Origin of the sequence: Blautia sp. TM10-2 (assembly GCF_003480845.1) — a bacterium.
GTDB classification, from domain to species: Bacteria; Bacillota; Clostridia; order Lachnospirales; family Lachnospiraceae; genus Fusicatenibacter; species Fusicatenibacter saccharivorans.
Genome location: NZ_QUJZ01000001.1, coordinates 293882 through 311967, shown reverse-complemented (window position 1 = coordinate 311967; position 18086 = coordinate 293882). Strand labels below are relative to the sequence as shown.

Genomic DNA, 18086 nt, shown 5'->3' with positions numbered 1-18086 from the left:
GAGGATTTTTTCATGGCACTTAGACTTGTGATTGCAGAAAAGCCGAGCGTGGCGCAGACTATCGCCGCCGCGCTTGGCGTTAAGGGAAAACAGGACGGATATATCGAGGGCGGCGGCTACCTCATTTCATGGTGCGTCGGGCATTTGGTACAGCTTGCGGAAGCCGCCGCCTACGGGGAGCAGTACAGGAAATGGCAGCTTGACAGCTTACCCATTCTGCCGGAGGAATGGCAGTACGCCGTTGACCCGGACAAGGGGAAGCAGTTTGCGACCTTAAAGGAGCTTATGCACCGCACCGACGTTTCGGAAGTGGTGAACGCTTGCGACGCGGGGCGCGAGGGAGAATTGATATTCCGCTTTGTCTACGAAGTGGCGGGCTGCAAGAAGCCCATGCGCCGCTTGTGGATTTCCTCAATGGAGGACGGGGCAATCAAGGCGGGCTTTGCTTCCCTCAAAGACGGGCGGGAATATGACGCGCTCTTTGCGTCTGCCCTCTGCCGCGCAAAGGCTGACTGGCTTATCGGCATTAACGCCACCCGGCTTTTCTCATGCCTGTATGGAAAGACCTTGAACGTGGGGCGCGTCCAGACCCCGACCTTGAAAATGCTCACCGACCGGGACGCGGCTATCTCCCATTTCCAGAAAGAGAAATATTACCATGTGCGTCTTGACTTATCCGGCGCGGAAGCGGCAAGCGAGAGGATTTCCGACAAGGCAGAAGCCGACGCGCTGAAAGGGGCTTGCGAAGCGGGAAAGGCGGTATGCGTTTCCCTCACCAGAGAGAAGAAAACCGCAGCCCCGCCAAAGCTCTTTGACCTTACCTCTTTGCAGCGGGAAGCGAACCGCATTTTCGGCTACACCGCGAAGCAGACCCTTGACCTTGCACAAGCCCTTTATGAAAAGCAGCTGTTGACTTATCCGAGGACGGACAGCAGCTTCCTCACCGACGACATGGGCGATACCGCAGCGGGCATTATCACGCTGCTTTGTGAAAAGCTCCCCTTTATGGCGGGCGTGGGCTTCACACCGGGGATTGCAAAGGTATTAGACAGCAAGAAAGTATCAGACCACCACGCAATCATTCCCACTATGGAGCTTGCAAAGACAGAACTTGCCGCGCTGCCGGAAAGCGAGAGGAATATCCTCACCCTTGCGGGGGCGCGTCTGCTCTCTGCTACCGCCGAGCCACATATCTTTGAAGCGGTTACGGCGGTTTTCTCATGCGCCGGGACAGACTTCACCGCAAGGGGAAAGACCGTACTTTCGGACGGTTGGAAAGAGATTGAACGCAGATACCGGGCGACGCTGAAAAGCAAACCCGACCCGGAGGACGGGGAAAATGAGGGTGTGACGCTGCCGGAGCTTTCCGAGGGACAGAGCTTTGAAAAACCCGCCGCAAAAGTAACGGAGCATACCACAACGCCGCCGAAGCCCCACAGCGAAGCGTCGCTTCTCTCTGCTATGGAACGCGCCGGGAACGGGGACACCGACCCGGACGCGGAACGCCGGGGGCTTGGCACTCCCGCCACCCGCGCCGCAGTCATTGAAAAACTGGTAAAGGGCGGCTTTGCGGAGCGTAAGGGCAAGCAGCTTATCCCCACACAGAACGGAGCCGCCCTTATATCAATCTTGCCGGATATGCTCACTTCCCCGCAGCTTACCGCAGAATGGGAAAGCAATCTGACGCAGATAGCAAAGGGAGCCGCAGACCCCGGAGAATTTCTGTCCGGCATTGAAGCTATGGCGCGGGAGCTTGTGCAGACACACGCCGCAGCACTGGACGGGAAAAAGGATTTATTCAGAGAGGAAAAGCCCTCTATCGGGAAATGCCCCCGTTGCGGTTCCCCCGTTCATGAGGGGAAGAAAAACTACTATTGCAGCAACAGGGAATGTGCCTTTGTCATGTGGAAGAACGACCGTTTCTTTGAGGAACGCAAGACCGCTTTTTCCGCGAAGATTGCCGCCGCGCTCCTTAAATCCGGCAAGGCGAATGTGAAGAAGCTCTATTCCCCGAAAACAGGCAAGACCTACGACGGGACTATCGTTTTAGCTGACACTGGCGGGAAATACGTCAACTACCGTATCGAAGTGCAGAAGAACTAAAAACTGGAATAGCAAGCATAGGAAGCGGGTACCCACTTCCGTAAATCCCCGTTACGACGCTGACGCGCCGGACGGGGATTTTGCTTGTTGGGAAGTTTCCCAAACCCTCTTTTGCGGAGGGCTTCACCCTCTGAAAATCTTCAAAAAACTTTGGCAGAAATGCGGGTGTGCCGTAGTAGGCTATGCAGCCAAAAAATGCAGCTTATGACGCTGCCCCAGAGAAAGGAGGTTTTTCAACTATGGCAAGTTTACGGGACACCGTAAAGGACTATCAGGACGAGCTTAGGGACGGTATCGCATGGGTGGCGTTCTGGAAACAGGGGCGTTCATGGAACGCGGAATATTTTCATCTTGATATGGACGATACGCTCTACCCGGAGGACAGGAGCCGGTTAGAGGAAATCAAAAGCACCGACCCCGCCGCCGTTATCCTTAACGGCTACTATTGCGGGCATTTAGGCGAGGATATGAGCCTTGACGAGCTGACCGCCGGAGTGCGCTACCACTACGAAAACAGCATGAACGATATTGACGGTTTTATCGGGGCGCATGACGACAGGCTTCCCCCGGAGGTTATCGAGGAAGCAAGAGCCACCGCCCATGAAGCGGGGCTTCCCTTTTCCGAAAACCCCTACCGGGACGGGGAGGATTTTAACCCCTATGTATTTGACGGGAGCATGAGCATTGAAGATTTTGAGCTTATGCACCGCATGATGGAACAGGAAAGGAGAGAAAAAATGAGCGAGCAGTTTTCGATTTTGATTGACAGCCGCACCCGCTTTGAAACAGGCGAACCGGGCGGCGTGTGGCTTCCCATGCCGACTACAACGCAGCAGCTTCACGCGGCTATGGAAAGCGTCGGCATTACCGCAGACAACCCACAGGATTTTTTCATCAATGGATTTGCCAACACCGAGCAGCAGCCCTTTGACGTGCCGCTTGCCGTTATCCAGAGCGCGGGGATTGACGAGCTGAACTATCTGGGGAAGCTCTTGGAAATGCAGAGCGACGAGGACAGGGACAAGTTTACGGCGGCGGTGACGCTTGGGGAACGCGCCGGGAACATCAAAGACCTTATCAACCTTGCACAGAACCTTGATTGTTACTGGCTCTATCCTACCGTACAGAGCGAGGAAGATTACGGCTATTACCTTATCGACGAGCTGGACGAATTGGAGCTTCCCGAAGAAGCGAAAAAGTATTTCATGTATGAGGAATACGGGCGGGACGCAGCTATCAATGACGGGGGACGCTTTACCGACCAGGGCTATATCTACAACAACAAGAACACCTTTACGGAGTGGTACAACGGGCGCGAAAGCGATATTCCCAAAGAGTATAAAGTAATGAGCTTCCCACAGGCAGAACGCCCCGACCCGTCAAAGGTAGAAATGGACGCAGCCGCGCCGGGGCAGAGAACGGCACAGTCCGCAGAGCAGCCACAGGAGCCGCGCCCGGTTATCCCTATCGTGCTGACGAGCGAGAAGCCCGCCGAAAAGCTCAAAGAGATTACCGACCGTCTGGAACAGGGCATTACGGAACTCTTTGACAGCGAGCGTTACAAGGAATATCTGCGCGTCATGTCAAAATTCCATAATTACAGCTTCAACAATACGCTGCTTATCGCCATGCAGAAGCCGGACGCTTCCCTTGTGGCGGGCTTTTCCGCTTGGAAGAATAATTTCGGGCGCAACGTGATGAAAGGGCAAAAGGGGATTAAAATCATTGCCCCGTCGCCGTTCAAAATCAGACAGGAAGTGGAGAAGATAGACCCGCACACACAAAAGCCCATTATCGGCAAGGACGGAAAGCCCGTCACCGAGGAAAAGGAAATCAAGATACCCGCCTACAAGGTAGTGTCTGTTTTCGACGTTTCCCAGACCGAGGGAAAGGAGCTGCCGGACATTGCGGTGGACGAGCTGACGGGCGACGTTGACCGCTACAAGGATTTTTTCGCAGCCCTTGAAAAGACTTCCCCCGTCCCTATCGCCTTTGAGAATATCGAGGGCGGCTCTCATGGCTACTACCACTTGGAGGACAAGCGCATTGCTATCAACGAGGGCATGAGCGAATTGCAGACCTTAAAGACCACCATTCACGAAATCGCCCATGCGAAGCTGCACGACATTGACCTCAACGCGCCCAAAGATGAACAGCAGCCCCGCGTTGACCGCCGCACCCGCGAAGTCGAAGCGGAAAGCGTCGCCTATACCGTCTGCCAACATTACGGGCTTGACACGTCGGACTACTCTTTCGGCTACGTCGCCGGGTGGAGCAGCGGGCGGGAGCTGTCCGAACTGAAAAGCTCCCTTGAAACGATACGCAGCGCAGCCGCCGAGATTATCAATTCCATAGACGAAAATCTTGCGGAACTGCAAAAGGCACAGGACAAGGAGCAAACCGCCGGACAGGAGCAGCCCACCAGAGAGGAACAGGCAGCCGCGCCGGAGCAGCCGCAGCCGGAAGCCCCGGAAAAGGCAGATACAGCCGGGAAAGAGAAGCCGGAGCCGGAAGCAGACGCACCGGGGAAATCCGGCGCACAGGAAAAAGCGGACGCAGCCCCGAAAGAAGCCTTTACCCCGGAAACGATTTACAGAGTGCGCCGGAACCCTTACGGCGACAGCCGGGAAAACAGCTACCTCTTGCAAGCCTATGTGACACAGGAGAACGGGCGGGCGAAAATGGGCGACGTTCTTTTCGCCGGAACGCCGGAGAAATGCCGCGAGCTTATGGGGCAGCTCAAAAGCGGGGAGCTGACCGAGGGCGACGTAAAGCAGCTCTACGCAAAGGCACAGGAAACGGCAAAGACCGCCGAGCCGGACAAGGACACCTTTTCCATTTACCAGATAAAAGGCGGGGACGAAACAAGGGACTTGCGCTTTGAGCCTTACGACCGCCTGCAGGCGGCGGGGAATGTGGTTGACAGGGCGAACTATGAGCTTGTCTATTCCGCGCCCCTTGCGCCGGGGACTTCCCTTGAAGATATTTATACCCGTTTCAATATCGACCACCCCAAAGACTTTAAGGGACACAGCCTTTCCGTTTCCGACGTGGTAGTGCTTCATCAGGACGGACAGGACGCGGCGCACTATGTTGACAGCGCGGGTTTCCGGCAAGTGCCGGAGTTTTTACAGGAGCAGAAACAGCTTACCCCGGACGACTTGGAAACGGGCGAAACTGTCAAAACATCGAGAGGGACTTTCCATGTAACCGCCATGAGCCGGGAGCAGATAGAAGCCGCCGGATATGGCTTTCATCATCAATCCGACGACGGAAAGTATCTGATTATGGGGAACGGGACGCGGGCGTTTGCCGTTGCCGCAGAGCAGCCGGAAAAGGCAAACCCTTTGAAGCACGTCGAGGACACCGTAGAGCAGAACGACAACAACTTTGACGGTATCATCAACAACACCCCTACCGTTGACGAACTGGAAGCAAAGGTCAAGGCGGGAGAAACGATTTCCCTTGTTGACCTGGCTAATGCGGTCAAAGCCGACAAGGAGCGCGTCAAGGGAGCGAAGCCGGAAAAGAAGCCCTCTATCCGGGCGCAGCTTAGAGCCGACAAGGAAAAGGCGCAGAAGAAAAACGCAAAGCAGAAGTCACAGGACTTGGAAAGGAGCTGACCCATGCCGGAACAGAGCAGATTTGAAAACGTGGATTTGTTCGCTTCCCTTGAAGCGATTATGAAGCAGAATACAGGCTTTTACCAGAGCGACTTGGAGATTGACAAGGAGATTATCGCAAAGGCGGCGGCAAGCCCCCACAGGGAGGACAAGACCCTTTTGTGGTTCTGCCGCCCGTCCGGGACGCATTGCTTTAGGGAGCGCGACGTTTTCCTAAAGGACACCGCGCCCCACAATACATGGCGTTTCTACATGGAGCAGACAAGCGACCGCGTACTTGCCTATGCAATCGAGCTGACGGGAAAGGAGCGCGGGAAAATCAAGGGCAATCTGTATGAGCTTGACTATTCCCGCCATTATGAGCGCGTCAAGGAAAAGGAGCTGCCCGCCGATACGGTGAAGCTGTTTTATGAGCGTGGGGAAAGGGTACAGAAAGCCGGGAGATATTTTGACGGAACCCCAGACCCGCAGCTTGGGAAGTTTGAACGCTTTGAAGCCGTACCCAACGACCCGGACGCGCTGCAATCGCTCTTACAGGAAGAACGGCGCAGCCGGGAGCAGCTTCCGCCGGGAGATTTCAAGGCGCATATCGCCGCATTGCGGGACGGGCTGATTGAAACGGAAGCGCGGCGCATTGTGTGGGAAATGAAGCGGCACGACACGCCGAACAGCCCAAACAAGACCCATTTCATGGTAGAGCTTTCCCCGGCGTTCATGCAGCTTGCGGCTACAAAGGACACTGACCGTCTTTTCTCCATGCTGCCCTACAAGACCCTTTCCTTTTCCAAAATCGAGGGCAGACATGGGACGTATGCGCTGATTGACAAGAGGGAGAACCGGGACAGGGAGATACGGAAGCCCCGCCCCTCTATCCGGGCGCAGCTTAAAACAGACAAGGCAAAGACCGCCCCGAAAAAGGCGGCGGCAAAGAATAAAAATCACGATTTGGAGGTGTGAACATGACAAAACTGACCGTAGAAGAAACAAACCTTTTGAGCATTTACAAGACCGGGAGCCGACAGGGGCTTATCGTCGCCATGAACGCCGCGCTGCCCTTTATGGACGGGGAAATGCGGGGCTTTGCTGCCCGTACCCTCTCCAAAGTGGAAGCCATGACCGAAGCGGAGTTTGCGGGGCTTCCCATTTACGCCGCTGATGAAGTATGAGCGAGGTCAAGCGGCTGACGCCGCCCCAGAGCCGGAAAGTCAACGCCCTTGTGCGCCGGACGTGCTGCAACTGCGATAATGGAAACTGTATCTTACTGGACGACGGGGACGAGTGCGTATGTCCGCAGCTCATTTCCTATTCGCTTCTCTGCAAGTGGTTTAAGGTTGCGGTGCTTCCCGCTGATAAGCTGCTCTATGCGGAGCTTTACCAAACCGGGGACAGGAAGAAATGTACCGAGTGCGGCACGTCCTTTGCGTCAAGCTCTAACAGCGTCAAATACTGCCCCGACTGCCGGAAGCGTATCACCCGCAGACAGGCCGCCGAGCGCATGAGGAAAAGACGCGCCCCTGTTACGCAGTAGGCGCGGAAAATCCCTTGATTTGCAAGGCTTTCCGGGCGGGAAAATCGGATAGGCGATACTTTATACCTTTTCCCCCGAAAATGGCGTTCTATTGCGTAACATTTACCACAACAGCACCCACAAAAAGACAGGGCGCGGAAGTCATATACTGACTTTCCGCGCCCTGTTCTTTTTATTTCTTTGGCAAACATTTGTATGTATTTGTAATCCAATCATCAAATTTTTGACCCTTTTCAAATTCCATTACATCATACATTTCTGCCGCGATTGTTTTGAACGCTTCCTTGAATAATTGTAAATCTAATTCTTCCATTGATTTTTCACGTTTGATACGTAGAAAAACTTTAGTAAAGTCTTTTGTCTTAAAACCAATATCTTTACGTCCTAAGCGAATAGGATTTCCGCGGTAAGTAATCCCCATAGCTTGTGCTGCTCTAAATGCTTCCTCTTTAACTTTATAAACTTTGTCATGGAGAGCAAGACGAGTAATAACATCTCTTGATTGTTGACAATCATATTGTTTTAGTTCATTCAACGCAGCAAGCCTAATTTTCCATGATGATTTATTGTTTGCGTCTTTGACAAGCTGACTAATATTAGCTGGTGTTCCTTTTGTCATGTACTATCAAATCCTTTCAAAAGTTGTAGATAATTTTATTATACCACATACCGCTTTCTGTTTCTATACGAAAATCATTTTTTGCTTAATCAGTGTTCCATTCCCTTTTCCCGTTCCGGCTGTCTGTCTGCCTGTAAAATGTTGTCAATGTTCTGCTTGATAATGTCATATTCCCGGACTTTCTTTTTCAGCTTCCCATAGTCGGCGTAAAGGGCTTCTTTCTGCGCTTGAAGGGCTTCATACTCCGATTGCAGCGCGGCGAGGTTCGGGAGCTTTGCAATGCCCGTTGCTTTCAATGACCTTGCAGCGGCTTCATGTAAGATAATCGCCTGTTCCTGTCCGGCGCGGTATTTCTCCCTGTTCCTTGCCTTGCGGTATGCGTCATAGACGGGCTTTGTCTTTTGGTAGGTGGAAACATTCTTGATAAGCACCGCCATGTCCGCAAGCCGCTTTTCGGCGTTCTTCAATGCGTCTGCCGCCTGTCCGCTTTCCGCTGCCATTTCCTCAATCCGGCTAACTAAATCCGCGTACTGTTCAATCTTGTTTTCGGTGAGAAAGTTCATAGTCTTTGCCGCCTGTTTCAGATTGTGGATTTTCGCCCACTGTTCATAGCCCTTACTCTGCGCCGCCTTGATACTGTTCTCAATGTCGATAAGCAGCGAAACGCCGCGCTGCTCTCTGGGGGCTTTCGCCGCCTTTGTCCGTCTGCCCGCTATCCGTTCCCTTATGGCTTCCTCTGTATAGTCTGCGCCGAGGGTTTTTAGGCGGGTGAAGCGTTCCTGTCCGGGGGCGCGGCATGATACATATTTCCCCGGCTTTATCTCATAGCCCGCCGCCTGTAACCGCGTTAGCAATTCCTCAAAACTGGAAACTTGGGGGATAAGTGCGTCAACGGCGGTTTTCAGTTTGCCTTTCCAACTTGTACCCGTCTTTTCTGCCTGGTACTCTGCATAGCTCTTTCCCTTGCTGCCCTTGCCGGGGACGACGACGGACAAGCCATTTTCCCGGCACAGCTTGTCGCTCATGTTCCGTATACCGTAATAGCTCCTTTTGTTGGAATTGTATTTGTGGTGGTCTACGAAGTTCACCGCGCAGAAAATAATGTGGTTATGGATATGCCCCTTGTCAATGTGCGTCGTCACAACATACTCATGTTGCCCCTTTGTTACCGCGTCGGCAAGCTGCTTTCCGATTTCATGGGCTTTCTGATAATCCACTTCCCCCGGCTCAAAGGACTGTATCAGATGAAAGGCTAAATTGTTCCCCTTTTGGAGTGCTTGGGACAATGTATATTCAAACTCAATATCTGCCGTTTCATAGGAGCAGCCGAAAGAGGACACAAGCATTTTTCCGTCCGTCTTGTCCGGGTTTTCGATATAGTCAAGGGCTTTGCTTAGAGTGCTTTTAATAGGCTTAATCTTTGTAACCGCCATATCTCCGCAAGCACCCCCTTTATTTCCTCTATGTCCTCTTGGTATGCGTTCCCCGTCGCGTTTACGCGGCGTGCTATCTGGTTGACGTTGACACCGATTTTTTGTATCTCTGCGGTCATAGCCTTTATGTCGGCGTGGTCTATCTGAATGATATATCCGTCAATGGCAATCTTCCGCAGATACGCCGCCATGTTCCGGGTGGGTACGAGCTTCATTTTTTCCAGTATTAAATCCCGTTCCGCTTCCGTCACTCTGAATTTGATTTGTACCGTCCTTTTGCGTCCGTCCATGTATTCGCTCCTTTCCTTTCCGTTCCGAGGGTTTGGGACACTTCCCAACAAGCAATTTTCAACCGACGCGCCGCAGCGCGGGAGGGGGAAAATACGGAAGTGGGTACCCGCTTCCTATGCTTGCTACGAATGTTTTTATCCTTTAGGCTCTTATCCCCTACTACGGAGAAAAAGCGATTTTGCCAAACTTCCGCAAAAGAAAAACGCTGCAATCTCAAAAAAGATTACAACGCTCTCTAAATCCTGTTCAGTTTTAAGCCGGACATTCCTATTCGCCCTCTTTTTCGACTTCGGAAATCTCTTTTGCCGTTGCGGTCACAATCCATATGCCTGTATCGCTCATACCGTCAAGGAGCGCGTCAAGCTGCCGCCGCTTTGTGTCCTTTGCAGCGGGCGTGTCTAACAGGAATTGGTCTACGGATATATGGTAACGCTGTATCAGCTCAAAGAATATCTGTAAACTTGGGTGCTGCCCCTTGTTCTCAATGTTCGCAAGGTAGCGCGGCGAGATAAACATTTCGTCGCCTACTTTCTTGCGGCTTTCCTTGCGTCCTTCACGCGCTGCCTTTATCGCTGCCCCAAAAGCCTTGAAGTCGTATTTTGGTACTGGTCTTTTTGCCATAGTTATTCACCCTCTTACATTTTACTGTTCCCCTTTCTTCTTGGATATGTCTACATAGTTCTATCAGTTAGCCAAAATAATTCATATATATATATGTTGACAACAAGCTGCTTTTGTATATAATATTATATAAAAGGGGGGGAATGTTTATGTTACATAGCATGCGTATTCGATAAGCATTGAAATCAAAAAAGATTTTTCCCATTTTCAATATGGGCTTTTTTGTCATGCTTATTTTGCGTATGCTATACAACAAAACTAACGACGTATAGACATAGTATAAAAACTATGCCTTAATTTTGTTGTAGTATTATATGTATAAATGCAGGTCAATGCTCATGTTGAGAATTGACCTGCATTTTTTTGCGCAAAAGGAGAAATATTATGCTTGAAAAATATTGGATAAAATGTCCAATTTGTAACGGAAAGACGAGGGTTCAAGTATTTTATAATACGGTATTAAGAAATTTTCCTCTTTTCTGCCCTAAATGTAAATTAACGCATATCGTTGATGTTGAAAAACTAGAAATCATAATCAAAAACTCTGAAAAACAAACTTTTTAATTTTGAAAAGGAAGGATATTTAAATGAAACACTTACCTAAAAGTACACCTACGGAAATATTGAATGACCCATACGGATTTACTTACAAAGAAATGTCGGAAGTAATTGGAGAGGATAAAGCAAGAGCCTTATATACGGAATTGTATAAACAGCCATTTCACAAAGAAAATCTATCAATATCAACAAAAAAAGTCTATAAAAGTAGCGATACTGAAAAGTATGTTTATGAATTGAAAGATAACAGGTATATTGAAACGGTTTTTATTAAACGGCGAGATGGTGGGACTGTTTGCGTAAGTACGCAAGTTGGTTGTTCTGTTGGCTGTATTTTTTGTGAGTCCGGACGCAATGGTTTTGTTCGTAATCTAACACCGTCTGAAATTGTGCAGCAGGTTGTATTGATACGTCAAAAAGTAAATCGTATCGTTTTTATGGGAATGGGAGAACCTTTATTCAATTACGACAACTTGATTGCAGCAATCCATATTCTTCGAGATAGAAATGGACTTAACTTTCCAACCGACGGCATTACCGTATCAACAGTTGGTCCAGTTAATCAATTAAAAAAATTGCGCGAAGAACATCTAAAAATTCAGTTGACAATATCTTTACATGCAGCAACACAGGCTGCGAGAAACTGTATCATTCCTCATATGCACATGTACGCTATTGAAGATGTTGTTAAGCAAGCATTGTCCTATTCTCAAAGGCATAATCGAAAAGTGGTATTTGCGTATTTGCTTTTACCAGGTATAAATGACCGTTCCTCAGATATAAGGCAACTTGCAAAATGGTTTAAGGGCAAAAATGTTATGATTAACGTGCTGCAATACAACCCGACGAGTAATTCAAAAATTAGAGCACCACAAAAACAAGAAATGGTTGCGTTCAAACATCAATTAGAGCAAACAGGACTTGAAGTTACCATGAGAGTTTCTCATGGTAGAGAGATTAAAGCAGCTTGTGGACAGTTAGCTAATACATATAATAAAGCCAAAAAACAACAGAAATAATTTAATTAAAAGAGCCAGACGCACAGACGCAGAGCCGATAATATGCAGTTTGAAATACTGCTGTTATCGGCTCTTTTTTGATTTTAATTTGTGCCCCTAATAACCATATTGGAGCAAAATCAGAACTGTTGCTTGTCGTTCTTTGATTTCCGCAGCAGCTTTGAAAAATCAAAGCCGCCGTTTCTTTTTATCTTCTAATGAAATGACGCGGTATCACTGTTAAAAGCGGCGGCTAAAGGAGGTAGCCGCCATGAAGCACATACCCTATCGACAAAATCCGACGGTCATTGACATATCAAAAAAAGCCCGACCACCGCCGGGAACCTCTCTACCCTTGACTATGAACTGTCTAATCATCTAAATACTGCTTACAATACCTATACGCCTGTCCGGGCTTTTCGGACAGGCGTATTTTGCTGCTCAAAAAATTTTTTGAAAAAATTTCAAAAAATCTTCGGCGTTTTTCAAAAACGCCGTATTGCCCCGCGAAAAGGGGGAAGCACCACCAACTTTCCAACGAGAAAGGAGGTGAGAATGTGGAACCTAATAGCAGGGAGTTTTACAAACAATGTGCTTTTCAGAAGTTTTGTAATACGGTGCTGCACAATGAAGCGTGTGACGCTCACAGGGAGCTGCACAGGCATAAGGCAAGGGAAGTCACCTTTTCCGATTTGCCCTTAGACGAAGCGCGGCAGCTTCATACCTTTGATGAATATTTCAAACGGGAAACCGCCGAAACCGTCTTTGAGAAAGCCGGGAAGAAAATCACGCCGAAGCTGCTTCTTGAAGCAATCCGTACTTTGCCGGAAGAAAAGCGCAAAGCCGTACTCCTGTACTATTTCGAGGGAATGAACGACACCGAGATTGCGAAGTTGTTCAATACATCGAGAAGCACGATACAGTACAGGCGGACAAGCTCTTTTGAGAAATTAAGAAAATATCTGGAGGAAAATGCTGATGAATGGGACGAATGGTAACGAACCCGGCTACCCGGAAAATGCCCTTGTTCCCTATCCTGTCATTGTGGCAGCGACAAAGGGTGACCCGGACGCCATGAAGATTGTCTTGCAGCATTTTAGCGGCTACATAGCCCGCCTCTCCATGCGGAAGCTGTACGACGAGCGCGGGAACGTCTATTTCGGCGTAGACCACGACATTCGGGAACGGCTGCAAGCAAAACTGATGATGGCTGTCCTCACCTTTAGGACAGAGGAATAACCGCAACGGCGGCGGGACGCTTTCTCTCACCCCCTTTTCCGTTCCGCTGTTGACGCGGGTAGCACAGCCATTTTGAACCTTGAAAAAGAAAGCGGCGCAAGATAACGGCGGCGCAGCATAGGGCAAATCGGATACGTTCCTTTTGCGTCGAGCCATACGGCGGGTGCGCCATGACGCTATCCGGGCGAGGTTATCACCGCCCGGACAGCCGAGCGACCAACACCGCGCCGGAAAGCAAGTGTAGCGGTTTGCGGGCAACGACACGCAGAATATACAATGATACTTCCTTACAGCCACAGTCCGAGCGTTAAGAGCGTCGCAGGCAATGGGTAGGGCTGCATGAGAACCATGCCGGGGTGAAATTCCCATGAGGTTATGCTAATAACCGTCCGATTAAAGCCTTTGTTTTATTGAATAGTGGACTTGCTGCTATTCATAGACTGTATTATATGTTTGCGAAAGAAAGGGGGATTTTCTTTGACGCAAAACCAAACGCCCGTTACCACAACGGAGCATAAAATCGGAAAAGTTACTTACCTTGTATGTTCGTCTGCAAGTGAACGCGCAACGGACACACTGGATAAAAAGATAAAAAAGCTCATTCGCAAAGACATGGAGCTGAACCCCGCAAACGCCCGAAAATAGGGCGTTTCTTCACATTTTATACATGACACAGGCAGCGGTATGTGGTATAATATAGACAGTACAAATACCATGCTTGTCTGTCGTCGGAAAGGAGGACAAAATGTTACAGACAGACAAGATTACCGCTTTATATTGCAGATTGAGCCAGGAAGATATGCAGGCCGGGGAAAGCGAGAGCATACAGAACCAAAAGCTGATTTTACAAAAGTACGCTGACGAACACCACTTTTTCAATACGCGCTTTTTTGTAGACGACGGATTTTCCGGCGTGAGTTTCGAGCGTGAGGGGCTTCAAGCCATGCTGCATGAGGTTGAAGCCGGGAACGTGGCGACCGTCATAACAAAAGACCTTTCCCGTCTGGGACGCAATTATCTGAAAACCGGCGAACTGATAGAGATTGTTTTCCCCGAATATGAAGTGCGCTACATTGCCATTAACGACGGTGTAGACACAGCGAGGGAAGATAACGAGTTTACCCCTCTGCGGAACTGGTTCAACGAGTTTTACGCCCGCGACACCTCAAAGAAAATCCGGGCTGTTAAACAGGCAAAGGCACAGAAAGGCGAGCGTGTCAACGGCGAAGTGCCGTATGGTTACATAGCCGACCCAAACGACCGCAATCATCTATTGCCCGACCCGGAAACGGCGCACATTGTAAAACAGATTTTCGCTATGTATGTGCGCGGCGACCGTATCTGCGAAATCCAGAACTGGCTACGGGAACATGAGGTACTTACTGTTTCAGAACTGCGCTACCGTCGTTCCGGCAGTTGCCGCCACCCGCGCCCGCACCCGACCTGTATTTATAACTGGCCGGATAAGACACTGTATGATATTCTTGGACGCAAAGAATATTTGGGGCATACCATTACGGGCAAGAGCTATAAGGTATCTTACAAATCGAAAAAGACGAAAAAGAACCCGGAGGAAAAGCAATACTTTTTCCCCAACACGCACGAACCTTTGATTGACGAAGAAACCTTTGACCTTGCACAGAAACGGATTGCTACCAAACACCGCCCTACAAAGGTTGATGAAATTGACATTTTTTCGGGACTTCTCTTTTGTGGGGATTGCGGCTATAAAATGTATCTGCAACAGGGAGCCGGGACACTGGAACGCAAACACGCCTACACTTGCGGAAAGTACCGAAACAGGATAAGGACTGGCGAGCTTTGCACTACCCATTATATCCGAAAGAGCGTCCTTAAAGAACTTGTCCTTGCTGATTTACAGAGGGTGCTGTCCTATGTGAAAGAGCATGAACAGGAGTTTATCGAAACCGCCAACGAGTGCAGCGCAAAGGCAGTACAAAAGACGCTGACACAGCAGCGGAAAGAGCTTGACAAGGCGCAGAGCCGCATTAGCGAGCTGAACATCTTATTCCGCAAGCTCTACGAGGACAACGCTTTAGGGAAACTTTCTGATGAACAGTTTGCTTTTCTGACTTCCGGCTATGATGAAGAAAAAAAGACGCTGACCCGGAGGATTGCGGAGCTGTCACAGGAAATCGACAACGCCACCGAGCGCAGCGCGGACGTGAAAAGGTTTGTCGCACTGGTACGCAGATACACCGCCATTACCGAACTGACCTACGAAAACGTCCATGAATTTATTGACCGTATTCTTATTCACGAACTGGATAAGGAAACGAACACCCGCAAAATCGAAATCTTTTATAGCTTTGTCGGCAGAGTTGATACGGGCGACAAGCCTACCGAAAGTATCTCCTATTTCAGACAGATAGGAGCCGACGTAAAGAGTTATGCTATCTAACATACATCAAAAAGAGGTAAGATAACGCCCTCTGCAAAAAAGGTTACGTTATCTTACCTCAACAAAGTTCGTCCCCGTATAACCGTCATCCACCAGAATTTTCAGGTTTGTATACCCGTGGTTACGGGCATATCGGGTTAAATACTCTCGCTGATTTGCGATACTGTTACTCTCTCCATCTTGGGCATCCTCATTGCTCAAACGACAGTAGAGAATGGTAATTTTCTGCTGATCCAACATAATATCCTCCTTCGGTTGTTGGTCAGCCGACAGTACCGTTGTGCATACTGGAATTATATCATGCTTTTGTGTCGCAGTCATTAACAAATCACCCCCTTGTCAGAAAAAATGAGCCGTTTTACCTTGTCGGCAAGCGGCTCATTCCCGTCACATTCTGTTTCAATCACATACCATGTGTTCCCGATCTTACGCTCAATGGTTTTGCGGAAAGAAGACTGCGCTGTTTCCCAATGCTTGCGGCATTCTTCCAAAAAATCAATGGGCGGCTCAAAAATCGGGTCGAAGCAGGAGTAAATATCAATATAGCCGATGGCATCATTGATTTCTTCCATCGGGGCATCTTCCATAATCATCTTGTTAATTTCCTCTACGGTTTTATTCATAGGCAAATAGTTCCTTTCTTAAATTTCCATATCCTGCCTACGCTTACGGGCAGGGTGCTTATGTTCCTGTGTTTCCTTTCCTCTGGCGAGAATGGCATGAACAAAAGCCCAAACCCTTTCAGACGCAATCTCTATCGCATCCAAGAAAGGCTGGGCTTTCTGTTTCAGTTCCATATATTTTTCGTTTACTGCTTCATACCGCTGTTTCCAGATGGAAATTGTTTTTTCAGCAGAAGCCAGTTTCTCTTTCAAACGCTTATTGTCAGCATTGGCAATAATGCCGTTGACCGCATAGCGTTTGAGTGTATCGCACTGATCCGGCGTGAGCGAGACATTTCCGGTGAGGGCATTTTTCTTGCCCATTTCCTCAATATCCTGCACCGTCAGCGCAATGGTCTTTGCTGCCTTGGTTTCCTTTTGCAGAGCTTCCAGTTTCTTTTTCTGCTTCTCCGTAGCAGCCTTGGCATCCGCCAAACTCTGCTCGGCCTGTTCCACCTGTCCGGTCACAGTTTCCAGGCGGTGCTGTTCGGCCTGTACCTTGAACTGTGTCACCGTCAGATGTTCCTCGGTACTGCCACGCTCTCCACGCTCCACATCGGTATATCCGGCGGCTCGCATGAAATTAAAAAAGTCATCCTGCAGCACACTGTAGGACGACTTCAAAATCTTTTTCCCTTTTGCGTTCAACATCGGATTGCCATCTTCATTGAGAACGGGTTTGGATTCCCATTTCTTACTGCGGCTGACCTGTGTGATCGTTTCTTTTACCGTTCCCCGGAGGAATTCATCCTTGCACCGCTTCGACCACAGGATTTGCTTTTCCACCACCGGGATATAAACCACATGGAGGTGGTAGTGATACACATCCTCGCCCAGGGCTTCGGACATTGCCCGGTTGCGCTCATCGGCGTGCATCACAGCGGAGAGGATATACTGCTCGCCGCCCACAATCTCCACGGCGGCTTTGTAGGCATCGGCATAGAACTGTTTGGCATATTCATAGCCGCCGTGGTTGTGGAAGTAGGCAGAGTTTACATCAAACAGCAGCTCCCCATATTTCACCGCATCGGCTTTCAGACCACGGGTGGAGATAACACCATCTGCAATCATCTGATCGAACATGGCGGCATAGCTGTCGGTAGGTTTCTTGAAGTGGACATTGCGGTGGGTCTGGGTGGTATCAATATCTTGATTGGAGTAGCTGTCTTTTTCTCGCTCGTTATGCTCCTGAACTTTCGCCACATCGTCGAGGGTGGGCAAGTCCTGGTTACGGGCAAAGGTACGGTCAATTCCATCGTTTCTTGCCATAGGTTTTTTCCTTTCTTTCGAGAGTAGCAGACGGGCGGGGCTGCGGGGATGCACTTCTGCGGAAGTGTAATAACCCACTATAACACTTTCATCCATTCTGGCTGCAAAGTGCCGTGGGCTCTCCCGAGGGGGTATGCGGTCACTGCGGTGACCTCTGCTGACCAAGGCAAAATGTCTGCAACTTTTCCCATGGTCAGCCCGTCTGCATGAAGCTGTTCTGCGGAACGTTTCTTGCAGACGTTGGCAGCGTCTTTCACTGCCATCCATAGGCAGCACTGCGGTGTGCCTATGGGGACGGGAGATGCGAGGGGCTGTTGCCGGGGGCATCACTTCTCCCGTCTTTGCTGCCATACAATGTCGCATCCCAGCACATCGGCAAGCTCCAATACTTCCTTGTATCGGATGCTTTCCCGCTGTAATTTTGCGGACAGGTTGGAAACGCTGTCGCTCCATCCGTACTCGTCCGAGAGCAGGTCAACAACTTCCTGCATGGTCATCCCAGCACGGATGATCTGTGCCTTGATTTCATTGCGTACATTCATATTGAAAAATCCTTCATAATTCTGTTTGTGGTTCGGTACAATCTCTGCACCCCAAAACGGAACAGATACACCGAACAGTGAAAAATCTGCAATCTCTGAAATCCGTTCAGAATTTTGCTTGTGATGTCCTGTCCATATATGACCATATCCCGCTTTACTGTTTCGTGTGATTTGGTCT

General features: G+C 49.6%; 20 protein-coding genes. 11 read left to right on the top strand and 9 right to left on the bottom strand.

Annotation, left to right across the window (positions count from 1 at the left end):
* The first annotated feature begins 12 nt into the window (after positions 1 to 12).
* The 5 genes from DXD92_RS01665 to DXD92_RS01645 all read left to right on the top strand — a co-directional run bounded on the left by DXD92_RS01665 (position 13) and on the right by DXD92_RS01645 (position 7254).
* The gene (locus DXD92_RS01665) at positions 13 to 2103 is read left to right on the top strand and encodes a DNA topoisomerase 3 (protein ID WP_118209246.1); all 2091 of its coding nucleotides are present in this window, start codon (positions 13 to 15) and stop codon (positions 2101 to 2103) included.
* A gap of 239 nt (positions 2104 to 2342) precedes the next feature.
* Positions 2343 to 5726 (top strand): YodL domain-containing protein, encoded by a 3384-nt coding sequence (locus DXD92_RS01660; RefSeq protein ID WP_118209245.1) that lies wholly within the window; start codon positions 2343 to 2345, stop codon positions 5724 to 5726.
* Positions 5727 to 5729: 3 nt separating this feature from the next.
* Complete coding sequence (locus DXD92_RS01655) at positions 5730 to 6683, top strand: hypothetical protein (RefSeq protein ID WP_009447125.1); 954 nt, start codon at positions 5730 to 5732, stop codon at positions 6681 to 6683.
* 2 nt (positions 6684 to 6685) lie between these two features.
* Positions 6686 to 6892, top strand: a complete 207-nt coding sequence (locus DXD92_RS01650) for a transposon-transfer assisting family protein (protein WP_009447124.1) — start codon at positions 6686 to 6688, stop codon at positions 6890 to 6892.
* Entirely contained in the window at positions 6889 to 7254 is a 366-nt protein-coding gene (locus DXD92_RS01645; RefSeq protein ID WP_009447123.1) for a cysteine-rich VLP domain-containing protein, read from the top strand. The genes DXD92_RS01650 and DXD92_RS01645 overlap by 4 nt, the downstream gene beginning before the upstream one ends.
* A 172-nt stretch (positions 7255 to 7426) precedes the next feature.
* Here DXD92_RS01645 and DXD92_RS01640 read toward each other — a convergent pair whose 3' ends face one another.
* The 4 genes from DXD92_RS01640 to DXD92_RS01625 form a co-directional block, all read right to left on the bottom strand.
* Positions 7427 to 7873: a HEAT repeat domain-containing protein gene (locus DXD92_RS01640; protein WP_009447122.1), complete on the bottom strand. Its 447-nt coding sequence runs from the start codon at positions 7871 to 7873 to the stop codon at positions 7427 to 7429.
* An 89-nt stretch (positions 7874 to 7962) separates the two neighbouring features.
* Entirely contained in the window at positions 7963 to 9306 is a 1344-nt protein-coding gene (locus tag DXD92_RS01635; protein WP_118209243.1) for a relaxase/mobilization nuclease domain-containing protein, read from the bottom strand.
* A complete protein-coding gene (locus DXD92_RS01630; protein WP_002569185.1) occupies positions 9267 to 9596 on the bottom strand; it encodes a plasmid mobilization protein in 330 nt (109 codons plus the stop codon). Before DXD92_RS01630 ends, DXD92_RS01635 begins: the two co-directional genes overlap by 40 nt.
* A 268-nt stretch (positions 9597 to 9864) precedes the next feature.
* Positions 9865 to 10218, bottom strand: coding sequence for a helix-turn-helix transcriptional regulator (locus DXD92_RS01625; protein ID WP_118639938.1), 354 nt, complete (start codon positions 10216 to 10218; stop codon positions 9865 to 9867).
* A gap of 384 nt (positions 10219 to 10602) precedes the next feature.
* Between DXD92_RS01625 and DXD92_RS01620 the strand changes: the two genes are divergently transcribed.
* From DXD92_RS01620 to DXD92_RS01585, 6 genes are all read left to right on the top strand, one after another.
* Entirely contained in the window at positions 10603 to 10782 is a 180-nt protein-coding gene (locus tag DXD92_RS01620) for a cysteine-rich KTR domain-containing protein (protein ID WP_002588768.1), read from the top strand.
* A gap of 23 nt (positions 10783 to 10805) precedes the next feature.
* Positions 10806 to 11795, top strand: a complete 990-nt coding sequence (gene rlmN / locus DXD92_RS01615; RefSeq protein ID WP_002569187.1) for a 23S rRNA (adenine(2503)-C(2))-methyltransferase RlmN — start codon at positions 10806 to 10808, stop codon at positions 11793 to 11795.
* 536 nt (positions 11796 to 12331) lie between these two features.
* On the top strand, positions 12332 to 12772 hold the full coding sequence (locus tag DXD92_RS01605) for a sigma-70 family RNA polymerase sigma factor (protein WP_050636981.1): 441 nt from the start codon (positions 12332 to 12334) through the stop codon (positions 12770 to 12772).
* The gene (locus DXD92_RS01600; protein WP_016289899.1) at positions 12753 to 13013 is read left to right on the top strand and encodes a helix-turn-helix domain-containing protein; all 261 of its coding nucleotides are present in this window, start codon (positions 12753 to 12755) and stop codon (positions 13011 to 13013) included. Before DXD92_RS01605 ends, DXD92_RS01600 begins: the two co-directional genes overlap by 20 nt.
* A gap of 417 nt (positions 13014 to 13430) precedes the next feature.
* Entirely contained in the window at positions 13431 to 13658 is a 228-nt protein-coding gene (locus DXD92_RS19150; RefSeq protein WP_004607973.1) for a transposon-encoded TnpW family protein, read from the top strand.
* A 100-nt stretch (positions 13659 to 13758) separates the two neighbouring features.
* Positions 13759 to 15435, top strand: a complete 1677-nt coding sequence (locus DXD92_RS01585) for a recombinase family protein (protein WP_009447114.1) — start codon at positions 13759 to 13761, stop codon at positions 15433 to 15435.
* Positions 15436 to 15483: 48 nt separating this feature from the next.
* Here DXD92_RS01585 and DXD92_RS01580 read toward each other — a convergent pair whose 3' ends face one another.
* The 5 genes from DXD92_RS01580 to DXD92_RS01560 all read right to left on the bottom strand — a co-directional run bounded on the left by DXD92_RS01580 (position 15484) and on the right by DXD92_RS01560 (position 17908).
* On the bottom strand, positions 15484 to 15675 hold the full coding sequence (locus tag DXD92_RS01580; RefSeq protein WP_118594704.1) for a recombinase family protein: 192 nt from the start codon (positions 15673 to 15675) through the stop codon (positions 15484 to 15486).
* Between the two features lie 80 nt (positions 15676 to 15755).
* Positions 15756 to 16058, bottom strand: coding sequence for a hypothetical protein (locus DXD92_RS01575; protein ID WP_085531218.1), 303 nt, complete (start codon positions 16056 to 16058; stop codon positions 15756 to 15758).
* Positions 16059 to 16076: 18 nt separating this feature from the next.
* A complete protein-coding gene (locus tag DXD92_RS01570) occupies positions 16077 to 17366 on the bottom strand; it encodes a plasmid recombination protein (RefSeq protein ID WP_117788320.1) in 1290 nt (429 codons plus the stop codon).
* Between the two features lie 77 nt (positions 17367 to 17443).
* Entirely contained in the window at positions 17444 to 17629 is a 186-nt protein-coding gene (locus DXD92_RS01565; RefSeq protein WP_117522849.1) for a hypothetical protein, read from the bottom strand.
* 63 nt (positions 17630 to 17692) lie between these two features.
* Positions 17693 to 17908 (bottom strand): phosphoribosylglycinamide formyltransferase, encoded by a 216-nt coding sequence (locus DXD92_RS01560; RefSeq protein ID WP_109258817.1) that lies wholly within the window; start codon positions 17906 to 17908, stop codon positions 17693 to 17695.
* Between the last annotated feature and the right edge of the window lie 178 nt (positions 17909 to 18086).